The organism is Mesorhizobium sp. WSM4837 (assembly GCF_055811435.1).
The window spans coordinates 1-18,015 of sequence record NZ_JBVVQE010000103.1; the positions used below are offsets into that span (position 1 = coordinate 1).

The 18,015-nt window shown below is 56.5% G+C and carries 16 protein-coding genes and 6 pseudogenes; 7 read left to right on the forward strand and 15 right to left on the reverse strand.

Annotation, left to right across the window (positions count from 1 at the left end; genetic code table 11):
• A pseudogene (locus AC0L3D_RS33800) lies at positions 1–140 on the reverse strand (IS6 family transposase); the annotation flags it as partial.
• A gap of 58 nt (positions 141–198) precedes the next feature.
• Here AC0L3D_RS33800 and AC0L3D_RS33805 point away from each other — a divergent pair.
• Entirely contained in the window at positions 199–429 is a 231-nt protein-coding gene (locus AC0L3D_RS33805; protein WP_473647266.1) for a KTSC domain-containing protein, read from the forward strand.
• 529 nt (positions 430–958) lie between these two features.
• On the opposite strand, the gene AC0L3D_RS33810 is transcribed toward AC0L3D_RS33805, so the two are convergent.
• From AC0L3D_RS33810 to AC0L3D_RS33845, 8 genes and pseudogenes are all read right to left on the reverse strand, one after another.
• Complete coding sequence (locus AC0L3D_RS33810; protein WP_473647267.1) at positions 959–1,906, reverse strand: sugar phosphate isomerase/epimerase family protein; 948 nt, start codon at positions 1,904–1,906, stop codon at positions 959–961.
• Between the two features lie 2 nt (positions 1,907–1,908).
• Positions 1,909–3,198 (reverse strand): MFS transporter, encoded by a 1,290-nt coding sequence (locus tag AC0L3D_RS33815; RefSeq protein ID WP_473647268.1) that lies wholly within the window; start codon positions 3,196–3,198, stop codon positions 1,909–1,911.
• Between the two features lie 5 nt (positions 3,199–3,203).
• Positions 3,204–3,713 carry a Rid family hydrolase gene (locus AC0L3D_RS33820; RefSeq protein WP_473647269.1) on the reverse strand — a complete coding sequence of 170 codons (510 nt, stop codon included), beginning with the start codon at positions 3,711–3,713 and terminating at the stop codon, positions 3,204–3,206.
• Positions 3,638–4,417, reverse strand: coding sequence for an SDR family oxidoreductase (locus AC0L3D_RS33825; RefSeq protein WP_473647270.1), 780 nt, complete (start codon positions 4,415–4,417; stop codon positions 3,638–3,640). Before AC0L3D_RS33825 ends, AC0L3D_RS33820 begins: the two co-directional genes overlap by 76 nt.
• A 117-nt stretch (positions 4,418–4,534) precedes the next feature.
• Positions 4,535–5,170: a class I SAM-dependent methyltransferase gene (locus tag AC0L3D_RS33830; protein WP_473647271.1), complete on the reverse strand. Its 636-nt coding sequence runs from the start codon at positions 5,168–5,170 to the stop codon at positions 4,535–4,537.
• 122 nt (positions 5,171–5,292) lie between these two features.
• Positions 5,293–5,370, reverse strand: a pseudogene (locus tag AC0L3D_RS33835) (sugar phosphate nucleotidyltransferase); the annotation flags it as partial.
• A gap of 511 nt (positions 5,371–5,881) precedes the next feature.
• Positions 5,882–6,004, reverse strand: a pseudogene (locus AC0L3D_RS33840) (IS630 family transposase); the annotation flags it as partial.
• Positions 6,005–6,016: 12 nt separating this feature from the next.
• Complete coding sequence (locus tag AC0L3D_RS33845) at positions 6,017–6,532, reverse strand: hypothetical protein (protein ID WP_473505390.1); 516 nt, start codon at positions 6,530–6,532, stop codon at positions 6,017–6,019.
• Between the two features lie 283 nt (positions 6,533–6,815).
• On the opposite strand from AC0L3D_RS33845, the gene AC0L3D_RS33850 reads away from it, so the two are divergent.
• The 4 genes and pseudogenes from AC0L3D_RS33850 to AC0L3D_RS33865 all read left to right on the forward strand — a co-directional run bounded on the left by AC0L3D_RS33850 (position 6,816) and on the right by AC0L3D_RS33865 (position 9,624).
• Positions 6,816–7,895: a hypothetical protein gene (locus AC0L3D_RS33850; protein WP_473647272.1), complete on the forward strand. Its 1,080-nt coding sequence runs from the start codon at positions 6,816–6,818 to the stop codon at positions 7,893–7,895.
• A 75-nt stretch (positions 7,896–7,970) separates the two neighbouring features.
• Positions 7,971–8,695, forward strand: a pseudogene (locus AC0L3D_RS33855) (transposase); the annotation flags it as partial.
• 208 nt (positions 8,696–8,903) lie between these two features.
• Positions 8,904–9,074, forward strand: a pseudogene (locus AC0L3D_RS33860) (IS630 family transposase); the annotation flags it as partial.
• Positions 9,075–9,219: 145 nt separating this feature from the next.
• Positions 9,220–9,624 carry a hypothetical protein gene (locus AC0L3D_RS33865; RefSeq protein WP_473647273.1) on the forward strand — a complete coding sequence of 135 codons (405 nt, stop codon included), beginning with the start codon at positions 9,220–9,222 and terminating at the stop codon, positions 9,622–9,624.
• A 262-nt stretch (positions 9,625–9,886) separates the two neighbouring features.
• Here the strand turns inward: AC0L3D_RS33865 and AC0L3D_RS33870 are convergent, their stop codons facing one another.
• From AC0L3D_RS33870 to AC0L3D_RS33895, 6 genes are all read right to left on the reverse strand, one after another.
• Positions 9,887–11,347 (reverse strand): alkaline phosphatase family protein, encoded by a 1,461-nt coding sequence (locus AC0L3D_RS33870; RefSeq protein WP_473505385.1) that lies wholly within the window; start codon positions 11,345–11,347, stop codon positions 9,887–9,889.
• A 77-nt stretch (positions 11,348–11,424) separates the two neighbouring features.
• On the reverse strand, positions 11,425–12,669 hold the full coding sequence (locus AC0L3D_RS33875; RefSeq protein WP_473505383.1) for an ABC transporter substrate-binding protein: 1,245 nt from the start codon (positions 12,667–12,669) through the stop codon (positions 11,425–11,427).
• Between the two features lie 162 nt (positions 12,670–12,831).
• Positions 12,832–13,674, reverse strand: a complete 843-nt coding sequence (locus AC0L3D_RS33880) for a carbohydrate ABC transporter permease (protein WP_473505381.1) — start codon at positions 13,672–13,674, stop codon at positions 12,832–12,834.
• Positions 13,671–14,603 (reverse strand): carbohydrate ABC transporter permease, encoded by a 933-nt coding sequence (locus AC0L3D_RS33885; RefSeq protein ID WP_473505379.1) that lies wholly within the window; start codon positions 14,601–14,603, stop codon positions 13,671–13,673. Before AC0L3D_RS33885 ends, AC0L3D_RS33880 begins: the two co-directional genes overlap by 4 nt.
• The gene (locus AC0L3D_RS33890) at positions 14,596–15,762 is read right to left on the reverse strand and encodes an ABC transporter ATP-binding protein (protein WP_473505377.1); all 1,167 of its coding nucleotides are present in this window, start codon (positions 15,760–15,762) and stop codon (positions 14,596–14,598) included. Before AC0L3D_RS33890 ends, AC0L3D_RS33885 begins: the two co-directional genes overlap by 8 nt.
• 15 nt (positions 15,763–15,777) lie before the next feature.
• Positions 15,778–16,947, reverse strand: coding sequence for an NAD(P)/FAD-dependent oxidoreductase (locus AC0L3D_RS33895; protein WP_473647274.1), 1,170 nt, complete (start codon positions 16,945–16,947; stop codon positions 15,778–15,780).
• Between the two features lie 142 nt (positions 16,948–17,089).
• Between AC0L3D_RS33895 and phnF the strand changes: the two genes are divergently transcribed.
• Together phnF and AC0L3D_RS33905 are read left to right on the forward strand one after the other, a co-directional pair.
• Entirely contained in the window at positions 17,090–17,824 is a 735-nt protein-coding gene (gene phnF, locus AC0L3D_RS33900; RefSeq protein ID WP_473505373.1) for a phosphonate metabolism transcriptional regulator PhnF, read from the forward strand.
• Positions 17,825–17,842: 18 nt separating this feature from the next.
• A pseudogene (locus AC0L3D_RS33905) lies at positions 17,843–17,940 on the forward strand (DDE-type integrase/transposase/recombinase); the annotation flags it as partial.
• Positions 17,941–18,015 lie beyond the last annotated feature (75 nt).

The window sequence follows — 18,015 nt, forward strand, 5'->3', positions numbered from 1 at the left end:
GATGGATCGTCGAATGATCGACGCTAATGCCACGCTCGGCCATCATCTCCTTCAAATCGCGCAGGCTCAGTCCATATTGCCAGATACCAGCGAACGCACACCAGGATGACCGATCGGTCGAAATGCCGGCCTCTGAACATCACAAACCTCCGAAAAAATGTCGGAGGTCACTTGCCAGACAACCCGTAACGAAAAAGTTTGCAACAGAACCTGCCGTCTACCTCGATACGCAAAACGGAATACGATCGGGATAGCAGAATGCTCTCGGTGTGGTTCGTCGCCAGCGGCACACGATACGAGTTTGAGGACGTGCCGCCGGATACCTTTGCCGCGTTCAAAGTCGCCTTTGCCAAGGGCCGCTATTTCAACGAACACATCCGCAATCACTTCCGGTACCGTTTGGTTGCGGCTGGTAACAACCATGGATGATCTGCGCTCACGAGAAGCAGCTTTTTTGCTGACCGAATGGAACACCGGATTGGGAAGGAAGGTCGGCTCCTGCAGCATTATTTCTGTGCCAGACCAATGCTGCGAGATCGGATCGTCCCCTCTGATCAGCCCGCGGCCTTTTCGTTCAGTTGGTCTCCGGAGGTGGATCCCGCGTTGGGTTAACCCTCGTACCGTTGCATATCAGATTGACGGGCCACCCCAGGCCCAGCAATCATAGGGACTAGCGTGGTGGGGCTATGTCTATGATGCCAACTGGAACGTCTGCCTCACACCCTGCACCAACTATGCCTGGCGCGGAGATCATGAGGAGGGTGTTCAGTTCTTGTCGGTTAAGGCCGCCGTGCAGACCACCTCCAAGGGGTACCATATCCGTGAAGGTGCCAGTTCCCGCTAAACCGTAGGGGCCCGGGTTGGTTAAACGCGAAGGTGTAGCCAACCGAGATTGGCGACGAGACCCGCGTTTCGGTGTGCTTCTAGCCCGCGATGCCAGTGCCTGATCTTCGGGCTGTTAAGAGCCGTGCGACACGTCAAGTTTCTGCCCCGATGCGGGCAACAGTTGGCAAAGAGCTCGCGTAGCGGACAACGTAGCTTCGAGCTCGTCCCAAAACCTCTCGAGAAGCTCGATTGTGACACGGGTTCCTGGAGCAATCGACAAACCGGACATCGCTTCCTCGAAGGGCACCGTACCCCAACCTACGGGCAGGTGAAGGTCATAGACGCCATAGGCGACGTCGTCAGAGAATCGGGCTTGGGGCTCTAGAGGTGGTTTGCCGTGTGAATCATGGATGTGAAGATGCCCAACGGCTGGCCCGAGCGCTTTAATTGCCTCGATGAAATCGAACCCGCAATATGACGCTGCAATCCAAGCGTGGCTGAAATCTAACGTTGCATGCAGGTTAGAATGAGCCGCGCGTTTCACTTGAGACAGAACATCGGATGGATTCAAGCCATGAGCATCGATATTCCCTGCGACGACGTCGCGACTTGGTGGGGGATTTTCGAGTGATATTGAGGCACCAATGCCTGCAGCGCGCTCCGCCAGATACCACAGCCGTTCCCTCTCGTGATCAAGTAGCGCTTCCCGGTTTGATGTAGTCAGTCCGGTCGGCATTCTGCCTGGGTGCAGCACCAGCACGTCGGCATTAATCTCCCCCGCCACATCGATGAAAGCGCTCAATACCTGTTGATCCGAAGAAGTTCGAGACGGATCCGTGAGATTTGCAACCAGCGGAAGGTGAAATGTGTACCCGAGGGAGCGGGCCCGGCAGATCTCGCGGAAGCGCCGAAGTCGATCTGGAAGAACGCGACCACCAGACACAACGTCGAGCTCTCCAATGTATAGTTCACAATGACCCGCGCCCGCTCCAACCAAACGATCTAAGAAGGCCTCGAGTTGAGTGAAACTGCCGTTGATGTGGCCGGCACTAAACCCGTATGTAGAAATTGGATTTACCATCGCTAGTCTTCCTGAATATCCTTGCGGGTCAATGATTTGGTGGCCGAATAGAAAATCAGACAGGACACCATCGACGTGGCGCCCAGCATCAGACTTTGCAGGTTATATCCCCATCCGACTGCAAGAAGCAGTGCGAGGACTATCGGGCCTGTAGCCCGTGCGACTATCGCAGGCCCCATCAGGTATCCCTGAACACGGCCAAACTCCTGCCGCCCAAATATCCCGCGAATTGACTCGGCCTGAAGCAGCAACATTAGTCCTGATGAAACGCCGTGGAGCACCGAAAAGCATCCGGCGAACCACGACGACAACGATGCAAAAGAGAGGCAAATGAGGGCGCAACTCTCGAAGGCAAATGTCAGGAAGCCAAGATGAGGGGTCGCTAAGCGGGCGCCCCACAATATTAGAAGCAACCGAACACCAAATTGAACTGGTCCGCTCAACGCGGAAATTGCGACGGCGGTCACTTGGTCGATTCCGGAGGTGGTGAGGATGGGTAAAATATGAACTGCGAGCGCCGCGGACGTCAGCCCTGTAGTCGAGAACGCAATCATCAGGAACCAAAACCTGTAGTCACGAAAAAGTCTTGGCGTTCGCTGAGCGGTCGACTCAGTCTCGGGCTTCAGCGTGGGCTGTGCTGAATTGCGACCCGAACCACGAAGACACGCGGCTTGAATTGCTGCAACGACAACGTGTACGACTGCATACACATAGAAGGTGCCGCGCCAACCGATTGCGGAGACCGCGAAGCCGGCAAGCCCAAGAAATATAGAACCACTAAGGCCGGTGAGTAGTGTAACGAAGCTGATTGATTTGCGCACATCAACTCGCTCCTGTTGCACGATGGACACAAACAACGATTGAAAGAACACCATTTCCATGCAGACCCCGATCACGATCCACACCACAACGTAGCTGTCGTAGTCGGTGACGTTTGCCAAGACTGTGAAGCAGCCCGCGATGAGAAGAGAGCCGGTAACGGCTACGCTGCGAGGTCCGAAGCGTTGAATGGCTTCCCCGATGATCGGTGTAGTCCCTCCGGAAATCACAATCGCGAGGGAGAATGGGGCTATAAGGCTGCTCTGATCCCAACCGAGATCAAGCCTCATCGGCTCGACAAGTGCCGTGAACGAATAGTAAATCGTTCCCCACGCAGCAATTTGGCAAAGAGACAAGAGGAAAAGACGGAGGACATTGGCAGGCAACACTGTTTTTGCCGCCGAAGACTTGACCATCCGGGGTGGTGTTTTCGAAGCATAAATCTCATGTGGTGCAATATCGGTCCGGTCCATGTCTGTCAGCCGACCGCAGCTACCACGGTAATTTCAAAAAGGGTCCCGGGGGACAGCGCCACGACTACGCAGCATCTTTGGGGCCAGTTGCGCTGATCAGGACCGATCCAATCGTCCCAAAAGCCATTGAGAACGCCACGATGACCTTCCTCAGTCAAATACATCGTGACCGAAATTATGTTCTCGCGGCGACTGCCGAGCTCCTTTAGTACACGATCGACTTTTTCGAATGCGGACGGGATCTGGATTGATATGTCTGGCGATTTAGCTTCGTCTGTCGCCGCTAGCCACGCCAGCCCAGCGCAAGATCCGCCGGAGCTCCGTCGTGACACAACTCCTGCAACCCTCGCGATCGGTACAATTGCCGCATTATCTATTGCTTCATTGGAAGACATCATCGCCCCTATTGGTTGGTGTATTATGTTCAGGGCAGCAGACCTCAAAAAAGCCCAGGATATGCTCCTCCATCGACTACAATGTTCTGCGCGGTGACTTGCCCAAACTGAGTGCCGCATAAGATTGTGCACAACGCGGCAACCTCATCGGGTCTAGCGAGGCGCCCAGAGGGAATCCGTGCCACCGCTTCCGCACGAATGGCTTCTACACTTTTCCCGGACGCACTAGCGCGTGCCTGCCAAGTCGCCGCAAGTCCCTCCGTTTCGGCGGGTCCGGTAAGCACGTTGTTGATGGTGACGTTGAAGCGCGCCACTTCACGCGCGAGGCTCGCCAGCCCACCCGCCAATCCGGTCCGGGCAATATTAGCCATTATGTGCGAGGGTTGCGGGGCCTTCGTCGAACTTCCTAAGATGGTAACTATCCGGCCGAACCTTCGCTCGCACATACCGTCAAGAACGGCGAGCGCCACACTCAGAGGTGACATCAATCCAGCAGCCAAGCCGGCTCCCAGTCCCTCATCCGTCGATACGGCCGCCCGGCCTTCTGCGAGGCGGGGAGTTGTCAGAACGAGTATGTCAGGTTTGGGACAGACGCGACGAATGACGCTCGCGGCTTCGAGGGTGGCTAGATCCGCTGCGACGACGGCTATTCGGGTGTCGTACTCGGCTTGCAGCAATTTGGCGGCGGCGGCGAGACTGGCGTTATCGCGAGCTACTAAGGCGAGATTGGCCCCCTCCCGAGCGAGCGCCCGCGCACAGGCGAGACCTAAACCTCGACTGGCACCACACACTACAGCTTTCTTACCCCTCAGTCCCAGATCCATGGGTTCATCTTCGCTTTGCTTGAATATTACTAATTGCTCGCGGCAGGGAAGCCGGGGCGGCCCCAGCCGACGTAATCCAGCTGAGCCCACGGCTCCGCGTCGCCGGCATCCGTTTGGCTATCCAGCAACGGACGTATTTGTGGCTCTGAATAACGCCATACCGCCCTCGTCGAGCAGTCGGGTAATTCCGGTGAAACCGGCATCCCGCAATAAAAGGGGTTGCTCATCGCTAGTCACGTACAGCTCCGGGTTCTTCTTGCTGCCAGCCTCCGTGTAGTGATCACAGAAGAGAAAGACTCCGCCGGGCCGGATCAGCTGCCGTGCCCGCTGCAAAAGCAATGGTAGGTGCGTTTTGTGCCGAACCTCGTGGGCCGCTTGCATTGTGACGACGGCATCGAACAAGCCTAGGCCGGCAGTCCAGTCAGGCTTCCGGAAGTCGCGCTCAACGAACCTTGCCCTGTCCGCTAGATCGCCCAACTGCTCCTTCGCGAGTATGTGCATTGCGGCGGAAAAATCGAGCGCGGTGTACGTGTCGATCGGGCAATTTCGGAGGATATGATCCGCCAAGTGACCGGGCCCTGACCCCATCTCCAGGACATTTCCGTGCGGGGTAAGGTGCGCATTCAGAGCCGCCGCGAAGGCCGCAAAGAATCTCGGCCGCCATGGCTTGGTAGCAACCGTGTTGTTGACCCACTCACGGACTTGTTTGATGTCATGAAAGTCAACGGGAGAGGCTACTTCTATCGCCGGCATGGTAAGGGCCTTTCTGAGCGTTGCGGACTAGAATTACGCCAATAACCGAACCGGCAGTTCCTCATGATCTTGTCGCCAGTACGATGGATGCTCCGACACAAAATGCCGTGACGACGACGTCGCAAATCGGTCAGCGGACGTAATCGAGAGCCGAAGCCGGCGGCGAGAATGACGGCTTTTTTGGGAGCACTGACAGTCATTTCATTTCCCCTTTTTTGCTCGCCGCGTCATTCTCAAGCGTTGAGGACTTCGACGAGCCGTTTGAGGCCGGTCGATGACCCCGTCACCGGCAAGACTTCCTCTCCAAACGAAATCGCCTCGCTCATTGTATGACCTCCTCCATAAACTCAGGTCCAATGAACTCGGTGAAACGGGATGATTACTCATCGTCGCCCTGACCTCGCTGTAGAAAAGTCCTTTGGCCTACATATGCGCAATGCTCGTGAGATCCGCTGGAAGCGGCTCTGTGCCGGAGCGCACGTTACAGTTCAAGTGGCAAGAGCCATGCCAGCTAAAACGCTGTTGTTATTGCAATAGGTTGGCTTTGCGCGGCTGGTTCCGTTTGTTAGCGACGATACAATTCTGTCGGGATCGCGACAGTGGACAAGCTATATCACGGTGCGAGATTGGCAGGTCGCCCACTAATCGTGATGTCCTTGGCCACGCTAGAGCGCGTCCTGTTTAATCCGGTTCATATCTTGCAGCCTTGAATTAGTTATGCGCACTCGACGGGGGTGAATTGGCCGAGGACCGAGCCCACGGCGTCCCATAGTGCCTTGATGGTCCCCGCTCGGCCTTGGCGCGCAGCAGCGCCTTGAGCTTGGAAAAGGCGTCTCGATCGTGTTGTCATGACGACTCTCCAGTCCGGATTCCTGTTGAGGCGTGGGACAGGCTGACGAGCCAGATCCGTTGTGCCCCTACATTGGCGATGCGCCCCTTAAGCTTTCCGCGCCGGAGCCAGCCGTAGGCGGTCTGACGATGGACGCCGAGTTGTTCGGAGAGTTCATACAGTGTCACCTCGTCGTCGCCGCGACGGGGGACATTGCCGGACCAGATGGGTCGTTTCTTTCCAAGCCCCTTTCGTGCCAGAAGCTTCTGGACGATCAACGCGTCGAACATTGGTTTCTTCGCAGGCGTCCAGCCTTTCGCATTGAGATCGTCGGCGATCTGTCGGGCGGTCACCCCCTCGGCACGCAACGCCGCGATCCGACCCAGTATTTCGTCGTGATGCTCGAGTTGTTCAAAGCGTCTCACGGTTCGAATGATCGGATGTGTCGTCACGACCTCGCCTGCCCAGTGGCATTTTATTTCGGCACGTTCGGTCTCTCCGAACACCCGTATGACCACGCGATCGAGCATCATACGGGCGATAGTCTGTCGGTCTCGCGATGTAGTGGACTGCGCCTTCCACAGGGAAGGCACATCTTCTGCCAACTGGCGAACCGCGTCCTTTTCCTGCGCCGTTAGCCGCTCAGGTTGTCGCGCAAGGGCTCGCTGGTGGTCATCCGCGAGCGCCTGTTTCGTCGCCAGCGCTGCTTCCCAGTCTCGTTCCAGCGTCCGCGCGACCAGGCGGTTGTCAGGGTCGACAGCTTCGTAGGGGCCGGCTGCAAAGTGGGACGACTATGACGAGCGAAAACGATCGGCCGTGGACAAGGCCCTGAAGGGAGCTCCTGAAGAGACTGGAGACCGAGTTCGTGAGGCATTGCTTAAAGTCGAACATATTGGGTTGGCTCGTCGATTTCGGTCATTTGCCCTCGAGAACTTGGGTCCTTACTTCAGGCAGGAGGCGGAGGGCCAAGTGCGGCCGGTTAGCAAAGCCGACCTGGCCGAGGCAATCTCGCAAGCCTACACCATCCGGTCGAAGTACATTCACACGATTGCTCCTGTTCCGAAGCAGATCAGCAACATCTGGGATCTGGGTGAGACTGCCAGCCACGACGGCCGACCTGTCTTAACGCTGAATGGACTGGCGCGTTTGGCCCGCCATCTCATTTTTGAATATGTGCGCAATGGCCCGAAGGTCGAGAAGGAAAGCTATCGATACCAAAGCGATTTTCCAAACATCGTCGAAGTTGAAATGGCTCCCCAGTATTGGGTTTGGCAACACGAACGATTTCGGCCTGGCATCGCGCTCAAAAAAATGAGCGGCTTCTTGGACCTACTTGCCCAAGTTCAGCAGAAGGTTCCCGATGCGGCGCTAACGGACATCCGCGACCTACTTCGCAAATACGAACTTCTTATCCCTCGAGCCAAAGCCGTCCACAGGCTGCCCATGGTCGCTCTCTATGGCCTCTTCCATGTTCTCGTCGGGCAGGAAGTTCAGCTTCCAGAGGGCGCTAAACTAGTCGAGCGCTACGATAAGCTCCTTGACCCGCCGTCACTCGAAGGTCTCGCCGTGCGGTTCGCGCTGTCACGAGACGTCGAATGGCCGGTTGCTGCAATCGCGTCATTGTATCAGGGATACTACAAGCAAAAATACCAGAAGAACGGACTGAAACTGACGGGTCTTTATGAGACAGCGTTCGCGCTGACGCTCGCTGAAGCGTACCGAAGGGACGGCAATGTGGCGGCCGCCAGCAAAACTCTATATAGCGCGATTGATAATCAGCCAAAGACCAGGGCATTTCAGTCCGCCCTTGATGCTCTAGAGTCGAATGAGAGCGCGCCCATTTCGTGGCAAGCGCTGCTTCTGCCGGAACCCAGAGCTATGGCGGAAACTGGGTGATGACGGTTTGAGGAGAGCGGCGTATCAAGGCGGGTGATGAAGCCTGCCAGAACCTCTCAAGGAGAGCGATACGCCATGAACGAGACTATCAACATTGTTCGCCTTCGTCAGCCCGACGAAATCGATGATCCCCGGATGTGCTTCGCAGCGGCGCGCGCAAATTGCTTGCGCAGGCGATCGAGATGGAAGCCGAGGCGTTTCTTGCCGAGATGAAGGATCTCAAGCTTGCCGATGGTCGTGAGCGCCTTGTCCGGCATGGTCACGGCCCGGAGCGGAGCATCCAGACGGGGATCGGGCCGGTGCCTGTCAGCCGGGTGAAGGTCCGGGATCGCGGCGCGACCGGCGAAGCGGACCGGGTCCGGTTTTCCTCATCGATCCTGCCCAAATGGGCGCGTCGGACGCGCAGTCTGGATGCGCTGCTTCCCGTTCTCTACTTGCGCGGCGTTTCGACGGGGGATTTTCAGGGCGCTCTGGCGGCCCTGTTGGGCAAAGAGGCGCCTAACCTGTCACCCTCGGTGATCACGCGACTGACGGCACAGTGGAACGCCGAATACGATCGTTGGCAAAAGCGCGATCTTTCGGCGCGCCACTATGTCTATGTGTGGGCGGACGGGGTCTATCTGCAGGCCCGGATGGAAGACCATGCCGAATGCATGCTGGTTCTGATCGGCGCCACACCCGAGGGCAAGAAGGAACTTGTCGGCTTCCAGACCGGTATTCGCGAGGGTGCGCAAAGCTGGCGCGAGCTGCTGGTCGACGTCAAGCGTCGTGGCCTTAAGATCGCGCCAAATCTTGCCGTGGCCTTTAGAAAAAACTTCTTGCATCCGAAGGGGCGTCCACACAGGGATGTTGGTGCGGCCGATGTTAGCGGCGACCGGATGTGAGTTTGAAGCGGCATCGGAAAGGGGCCGGGTCATGCAAACGGCTCAGACCTTGGATACCGAGCAACGAGCGGAGATTTACCATCGAATCCTGATCCGAACCTCTTGACCCGCAAATCCCCATGTGAGCCAGATCCAGGCGCTCGATCGCACGCAGCCAGGACTTCCTTTGAAGAGGGGCCATGATTACAAGCGCCATGGCACCACGACACTCTTCGCTGCCCTGAATGTTCTCGACGGCTCCATCATTGGCCGCAACATGCAGCGTCACCGGCATCAGGAGTTCATCCGCTTCCTCATGCGGCGCGGCAATCAACGTGAGAGCGCCGTCAGCGTCAATCAATCAGGGGTTCTTCCGCATATTTCGTGCAGGTGCCGGGATTCACGGGCGGTGCGAATGAGTCCATAGAGTCGGAATCGCAGTCGACGCCGGTGATTCGCCCGTGCTCCATGCCTTCCGCTCGCTGGTCTCGCCCGGTCTTTCGATTGTCCAAATTCTCCCACAGGCCGAAAAGGTGGTGCTTGTAGCCCGGCCAAAGGCGACAGAAAACGACGGACCCGGTGGTCTCTGCCGCTGCAACGTGCTGACGAACGAGGTGTTCTTTCGCGATTTCCAGAACCGCCGTGAGGTCGCCGGCTATCTCGGCCTTGCATCCAGCCCCTGGAGCAGTGGCGCGGTTATCCGTGATCACGTGATCAAGGTATCCAGAGATCAGGCAACCCGCGTCCGCGTCGAACGGCTATCGAGCTTGCCTGGCTGTGGCTACGCCATCAGCCCGATAGTGGTCTCGCACACTGGTTCCATGAGCGCGTCGGCGCCGGCAAGGGACGCATTCGCCGCACCATGATCGTCGCCTTGGCGCGCAAGCTTACAAGCTTATGACGCGGAACTCGCTATAGCGGTGGAGGAACTGACGCCCGAACGAGATTTTCCAGCGCTGGCCGTCGGTTGACGACTTGGCGAGTTCCCGTGGCCGACAGGACGACCACCCTGCGGCCCAGCGTTCAGCCGTTCCCGCTTGTAGAGGCCGTCGGTCTCAAATTTCCGAAACGACGCCATTTCTATGGTCGCGAAATTTCGCACTCATGGCATATCCTTCGTTTGTCTTGCTAGAGCAAACGTCCTCCACGGCGGATGAACCACCGTGTCTCATCACCGATGAGATCGATCTCTTGAGACCAGCTGCCATTTCGTACTTCGTAGCGCTCCGGCTCTGGCGGGGGTTCATTAAGCTTCGCCAGGGAGATGCCGGTCATCGACTCGGGGACGGCTATCCCGAGTAGGTCGAGAACTGTGGGGGCAATATCTATTATTCCGGCTGGCATACTGGTGACGCGAGCCACCGGAATGATACCGGGCGCTCTGACCATCAGAAGCGTATTCATCTCGTATCTGTTCAAACCGCCATGGATGCCGCCACCGACGGGCACCATGTCCGTAAACAAGCTTCGTCCTGGCAAACCATGCTGGTCCAAGCCCTCGTCTGACTGCATCACAAAGAACAGATCGGGAGCACGATCGTGCGCCAGGCCCGCAAGTTCAAACGAGAATGTGCCCGGCAATTGCCCCTCGATATCGTTGCGGCCCTTCGAGAAGAGCATGCCGATAAACTCTTGATCCTGTAGCCAGACACACACATGCTCGATCGTCCGGCGATCTTTGTTCAAGACACGGATCTCGCCGCAGCTTCCACCAGTTGTCGCAAGGATTGCTCCGTCGAGATCCCCCTCCTTCGCCGGAAAGCCCGCCTGAGTCAGAAGACCATTGAGATCAATCTGAGCCGTGGTTGAGATGTGCCCATGGTCTGACGCCGCAATCACCGCGTACTCTTCACAATCTGCCTGTGTGGAGATCCATTCGAGTAGCCGACCGAAGCATCGATCGACGAAGTTCAGCGTCTGGCGCGATGTTGGGGAACCGATTTCCTCGTAGTGGAATGCAACGTCGGGTTCACTATACCAGATGAGCGTCACATCCGGTCCCAGCTTCGGAAATACATAGTCCGTCGCCAGCCGTGTTGCATACTCGATATCGCCCAAACGTGGTGATCCCTTGTCCGCAGCGAAAGGGCCGAGTGCCGCAACAGCTTCGTCTACTGCGCCGGGAGTCGGCGTGGAACCCCGTCCATGAATGGAAAAGGTCCAGTGATTGTGCTCGGCGGCACGCGGATTGAGAAAATGTGTCGCGCCAGGGGTGCCCGTCTGGATGACCGCCAACCGCTTTCCGGCTCTTGCCAGGTGATCCGCCAAGGTCTCGCACGTGATGAAGCGGCCGCCTGTCGCCTGTTCTGCGATCAACACGTCTTTCCGAAGTCGGGAGTCAAAAGTCTTCGTCGTAGATACAGGAGGGAACAGAAACAGATTTCCGATCATTCCGTGCCGCGCAGGTATAGTGCCAGTCGAAATGCTGGTGGTTGCCACACGAGTGACGCTCGGAAAGACGCTTCGCGCCTCGCGGAACCACGTCCCGCTTTGAGCAAAAGAGGTAAGATTTGGGGTGCGCTCCTCGGAGAGCAAATCGGGACGAAGACCGTCGAAGATTACGACGACGACTTTCTTTATATTCTGCATGTTTGCGACTCGATTATTCATGAATAGCGGATGCGGCAAAAGCGAACTCGCTCTTGCCGCAAAAGAGTTCCTTAATGCTAGAACATGCTTTCCGCTTGGTCGGCCAACTGACGAAGCGCTTCATCGGGCTTGGCTCTCTGATAGATAACGTCCAGCAGATTGGTAGCGATCAACTCATCGATGCGTAGCCCGTTCTCTCCTGGAAAGGCATAGCGCTCGGCAGCGTACTTGGCCTCTCTCAGCGCAACAGCGTGCAGCGGGTGCTGAGCGTAAAAATCGCCGAGAAAAGTTTTTGCGTTCTTGGCTGTCAGGTTGATCGGGAGATAGCCTGTCGCCTTGACCATGGTTGTTTGGGCTTGAGGACCGGTCGCGAATTTGAGATAGCGCCAAGCGGCTGCCTTATTTGCCGGATCGCTGGCAAGTATCACCGCGGTATTCCCGCCGGCGGGGAGTCGGCTTTTCTCGTTGAGGCCGGGGTAAGCGTACGACTTAACCTCGAACTGTCCGCCACTTGCGGCGACCAGACCTTCGGTGTTCGAACTTGAGCCGATGAGGATGCCCAACTGCCCGGCACTGAACTGCTGGCGCGCCTGATTCCAGGTGACACTCGGCATTTTGCCTTCGGCGCCGAACCGCGCAAGAAGACGTGTCGCCTTAAGTCCGGGCTCTTCATCGAACAACACGGATTTTTCGTCTTCCGACATCATCCGGCCACCCGCTGCATACACCATGCACTGCCAATTCCAGGTATCTTCCATGCGGATATAGATGCCGGCAGTACCCTCGTCCAACTGGCTGATCTTGGCAGCGAGCGACACGACTTCATCCCATGACCCAGGGACCTTGTTCGGATTGCCGCCCGCTTTTCGAACGAGGTCCGTATTGTAGAAGATAACCGGCAGCGAGGTGGAGAAGGGAATGCCGAATTGCCCTCCGTCATACTGAGCGATGCGGAGCATCGGCTCGTCGAAACCGAGAGCGTCTCTTTCCGGCTCGGCATCGATCATCTCATCCAGTGGCTGCGCCACCTTATGCTCGACCAGTGTGCGCAGCGTGTTGTTGCCGAAGAAGCCGATATCCGGAAGCGTATTGGTCTGGGACGCCAGCAAGGCTTGCCTGACCAGTTCAGCATAGTCGGAAACGGGAGACCGGAACTCAATCTTCACATCCGGATTCTGTTTCATGTATTCGGAAGCGATCTGCTCGTGGTATTTGATCGTTCCGGCCTCCACCAGGACAGAGACGGTGGATTGTTCGGCGGCGGAAGCGGTTAGGACGCCGGCGGCCGCAAAGGCCATCGTGGCAAATATGCGAAGGGTCATGTCTCACTCCTGATGAGAAGGGTAGAGTTGTGTTGACGGGCTTGCTCGACACGTATCGTCCCAAGCCGGAGCGTCGAGCGCGTCTCCAGCCGGATTCAGAGCCGATGCTAAACTGGCTACTTCACTGCGGCTAACCCGCGGCGCTATCCACGTGCATGAGTGTCACCTCGACTGAACCTGAAAACCCGAGAGAAACCACTTCTGGGCGAAGAAAAAGACGACTACTAGCGGAGCAACGATGATGGTTGCCGCCGCCATCATATGCCCGTAGTCAACGCCCTGGTCAGCCGTCTTGAAGAAGACAAGGCCAAGCGGTGGCGGCGCCAGTTCCCGCGACTGCACCACGATCATCGGCCACAGGAGATCATTCCAGTGGCTCGAAATCGAGAACGCGCTGAAGGCAAGAACAGCGGGTACTGCAAGGGGCACCATAACGCGGACAACGATTCCCAACTCACTCATGCCGTCAATACGGGCAGCATGAACATAGTCATCCGGAATCGACCGAAAGAACTGCCGGAACAGGAATATCCCGAACGCCGAAATGCAGTGCGGAAGGATAAGGCCTAGGTAGCTGTCGAGGAGCCCTACGTAGTAGAAAAGAATATAGAGCGGGACGACCAATGCTTGTCCTGGGATCAGCAGCGCTGACACGGTAAGCAGGAAGAATTTCTCTTTGCCGGGAAAGCGAAGCTTGGCCAGAGCATAGGCGCATGGGAAGGCGATAACCAACTGCAGCACCAAAATTCCTACGCAGACGATCACGCCATTGGCGAGAAATCGGAGCATGTCGGTATCCGCGAAGACACCCACATAGTTATCAATCACGTTCCAACGCTTCGGTAGGATGTGCCATAGACTGGGTGACTGGAAGATCTCCTGGGATGACTTGAACGACGTGCTCAGCATCCAAACGAACGGCAAGAGCATGAAGGCGCCGGTCAGACAGAGGGCGACATGGCGCGCAATGCGCCGCGACAACGGCAATTTGCGATACGTTGTCAAGAGTAGTGCACCCTTCGTTCACCGAGCCTCATCTGGAGAAGAGTGAGCACGAACAGGGTTGCGAGGAACACAACCGTAATTGCTGCGGCATATCCTGTTCGCAAGAAGCGAAAGGCCTCTGAATAGACCATGTACATCAGGACTTGGCTGCTCGAACCGGGGCGGCCCTGGGTCAGCATTGCAACGGTGTCGAAGACTTGGAACGCACGGATTGCAACGAGAACGAACACGAAGATAGTAACCGGTCCCAGTTGTGGCCAAATGACCGTCCTGAAGCGATCCCAGAGTCCGTCCGCACCGTCGACATCCGATGCTTCGTATAATTCTTGCGGGATCGTGCGCAGACCCGCCACGAACAAGACCATGCAGAAGCCAGCGTTCTGCCAAATCCCAATGATCGCGAGACTAATGACGACTAGCCTGGGGTCGGTCAGCCACGCTTGCTTGGCAAATCCCAGGGGGGCAAGAAAACTGTTCAGAGCGCCTATGGTTGGATGAAAGAGAACTTCCCATGACAACGCCATGGCGGCCATGGTCGCGAGCACCGGTAGAAAATGGATAGTTTGATAGATCGTGCGTCCACTCGGCGCAGCCTCGATCAAAAGAGCCACCATCAAGCCAAGAGCAATAGAGCCCGGAACGACAATTGCCGCATAGGTCGCGGTGTTGCCGAGGGCGGCCCAAAATATCGGGTCGCTCAAGAGCTCTCGGTAGTTTCCCAAACCGGAGATCTGAAAGGTGCTATCGCCGAGTTGCCAATTCGAAAGGGAAAACACAAACACAGCGACGACCGGGCCAAAGACAAACAAGAGCAAGGCGATGGCAGCCGGGCTGATGAAGATGTAGGCCTTCGCTGCCTCGTTTCCTGTTCTCGACGGCACTTGATCGGTCACCGCTAGCGGGATGTAGCCTCTGCTGGAATCAAGCAACTGACGTCTCCCTCGTATTCTGGAGCGATACGGCGAGTCGTCCACCTTCACTACTGAAGACAAGGCATCTTGTCGGGTCGAGAGTCAGGAAGACTTCCGCCCCTCGCTCGGGGACGGTTTCCTCGTAGGGATGGAGACGTAGAGTGATGCGTTCATTCCGGCCATTCTCCAGAACGACGGCGAGCAGTACTTCGCTGCCAAGGTTACGAATCAGTTCCGCACGGCCGACGAACAACGCGTCGCCTTTCGAGGCAAGTCGAACGGATTCCGGCCGAATTCCGAGCTTCACTGGCCCGCTCACCATGTCCGACATACGGACTGGCAGTTTTTGGCCCGAAACACAGAGAAATCTATCTATGACTTCGCCGGCAATTACGTTGATCTCCGGCGTGCCGATGAAGCGGGCAACACGAATATGTTTCGGGTTTGAGTAGATCTCGGAGGGACTATCGATTTGGAAGATTCGCCCATCGAACATGACCCCAATGCGATGAGACATCGTCATTGCTTCAGCTTGGTCGTGCGTGACGTATACAATGGTCGCAGCAAGTCGAGCGTGAAGGTCGATGAGTTCCGACTGCATCTGAACCCTGAGGCCTGCATCTAGGTTTGACAGCGGCTCATCCATCAGGAACACGCGTGGATGGCGCACGATCGCTCGCCCGATCGCCACCCGTTGCCGTTGACCTCCCGACAACTGACCGGGTTTTCGGGACAGAAGATCCTCGATACCGAGAAAATTTGCAGCCTTTTCAACCTCGCTCTGGATCGTCCGGACTGTGTCTCCGTTCTGCGTCAGATGACGAAGAATTGGGATGCGGTCAGCAAGTTTCAGGCGCCGCATACGCAGCGGCACGGCCATGTTGTCGAAGGCGGACATGTGCGGGTAGAGAGCATAAGTCTGGAATACCATCGCAATGTCGCGTTCCTTTGGAGACAAGCCGTCGACTTGTTTGTTGTCGAGCCGGACATTGCCGCCGTCCGGGTCGAGGAGACCCGCGATGACACGCAACAAGGTCGACTTCCCGCTACCAGACGGCCCAAGCAACGATAAGAACTCCCCTGGCGGGATCGAAAGATCAATATTATCGAGTATTGGCTTTTGTCCGCCGAATGTTTTAGATATTCCCCTCAACTCCAAAGACATCAGAGTATCCATTCCGATTTCGAGTTCTTAGACGGCGACTCTGACTTCATCGCCAGGTCCCCATGGGGCGAACTCTGACCGGATTTCTGCACCTTGCTGAAAGCGGCTCGGGCGATAATCCGCGAGTATCGCCTCTTCTTTGTCGTATAGAACCTCTGATGCTGCGAGCTTGCCAATTAGTCCCGATAAGGAGATGCCACTATGGGTAACCGCGATCCAGCTTCGCTTGTGCCCGGGAAGTCGGCCAACCATCGGTTTTCCGTCGCCAGGAATTGGGCGGACACCTATGCGGAAACTCTCCATCTCATTTTCGCCAAAGCCTCGCACCCACGGTTTGACGAGCGACGTAGTCTCCCGTCCCGCCTGTTCAGCTTCTTCCTTGCTCGGCATCTCTTTTCGATAGTCGGTACGGCCCGCGAGAATCCTTCCGCTCCCGTCTGGCTTGAAATGGACCTTGCCCGCATAGACAACATGCCGAAGCCTGATCGGTAGCGGGCGAGTGATGGTCGTGACGCCAGGCTGTGTAGCTACAGGCAAGTCGACGCCGATCTTTGCGAGCAAGTCTGGCGTTTGCGGCCCCGTGCAAACGAGCACTCGATCCACGGTGAACGTCCGCTGATCAGTTCTAATAGTTACATCGGAGTCATTTTCCTCGAATCCCAGCACATTCTCGCCAACGAAGAGACGAGCTCCTCGATCCCTCGCGCCTGCGAGTAGCCTACCGACGACAGGGATCGGCTCCATCCGACCTTCTCCTGGCATCCGGTACACCGGGTAAGGCGTTTCCGGGAAAATGAGGTCCGGTTCAAACCGAGCAATAAACTCCTTACCGGAGTAGCGTTCGCAGGCGAGTCCTGCCGCAGACGAGTCGAGGGCGTGTTTTTCGAGCTGAGCGGCACCGGCTTCGTTGTCGACATAGTACACACTCCCATCCCGGTGGATGAACTCTGAAGCCCCAATCTCCTTTGCTAACTCATCCCAGTAGTTGAGCGCGGCAATTCGCAGTTGGGCATATCCGGCAGCGAAGCGGAACGCGTTCAAATAGGCGAATGTCGATGTTGACGTCCCCGCACCAGGACGCGCGCTATCAAAGATGTGGACCTTTGCGCCTCTCTGAGAGAGGTGATACGCAACTGAGGCGCCTATGATCCCTGCTCCGATAACGACTATATGCACAGTTTTAACTCCGCTCGGCATGAAAGATGTAGATGGCTATCATAACATATATACCTTTATCGGTGGTTTGTTACAAACATGTGAAGGTGCGCAAGCCCAGGTTTTTGGCCGCGTTTAAATAGGCTATAGGTCAGGAAATCCTAGCCAAGCAGAGAGTTGGAGAATGCAGCAAGCTGCTGAATATGTAGCGAAAATGCCGGTCTGGCGTCACATCGAAGAGACGATCAGGGGCGAGATCCTGGATCGTCGGTGGGGTCCGGATGACCGGCTGCCGCCCGAGGGAGAGATCGCCGATCGATTTCAGGTCAGCAAGACCACAGCCAGGAAGGCGCTCGCCAGTCTCCAGCAGCATGGCTTCATCCGAATCGAACCCGGACGTGGTACATTCGTTCAGGATGCGATCCTGCCTTACGATCTCGGCGGCGATAACCGATTTTGCCACTATTTGACATCGATCAACGTCAATACCAGAAGCGAGGTGATCGATGTAGGGCCGATTGCCGCCTCTCAGGAAGTAGCGTCGCTGCTTAACCATAGGAAAGGTGAGAGCGTAATTTACATAAAGACGAAAGCTTTTGCCGATCAGCGTGTCGTCATCGTTTCAAATAATTACCTCCCAATTGGTAAATTTCCCGGATTCTTGGAACGGTATAAAGCAATAGGATCTATAACTGACACTTTGAAATCGTACGGTATTGCTGAAAAAAGGCGATTAAGTAGCTTTCTTCTAAGCCGGATGCCCGCAGTTGAAGAAGCGAGGCTGCTTCAGCAGCCACGAACTAGGCCCGTTACGGAACTCGTTTTGGTGATGTGCGACCAGAATCGAGCACCGATCTGGGCTGACATATCTTGCTTCGCGGGCGACCGGGTGAAGTTTATCCTTCCATCAGAGGACTGATCAGGGGGACAGTTCGGTGACAAGTGGCACCTGGACGAATGCGTGGTCGCAATCAATGGCAAGAAGCACTGGCTTTGGCGCGCGCCGTCGGCCAGAATGGTTTCGTCCTCGACGTGGCGTTGGTGCACGGATCTTTTATTGGTGTGGGTTTAGGCAAGCGGTAACCGCAATAGCCTTTGTAGCGTAGCCAT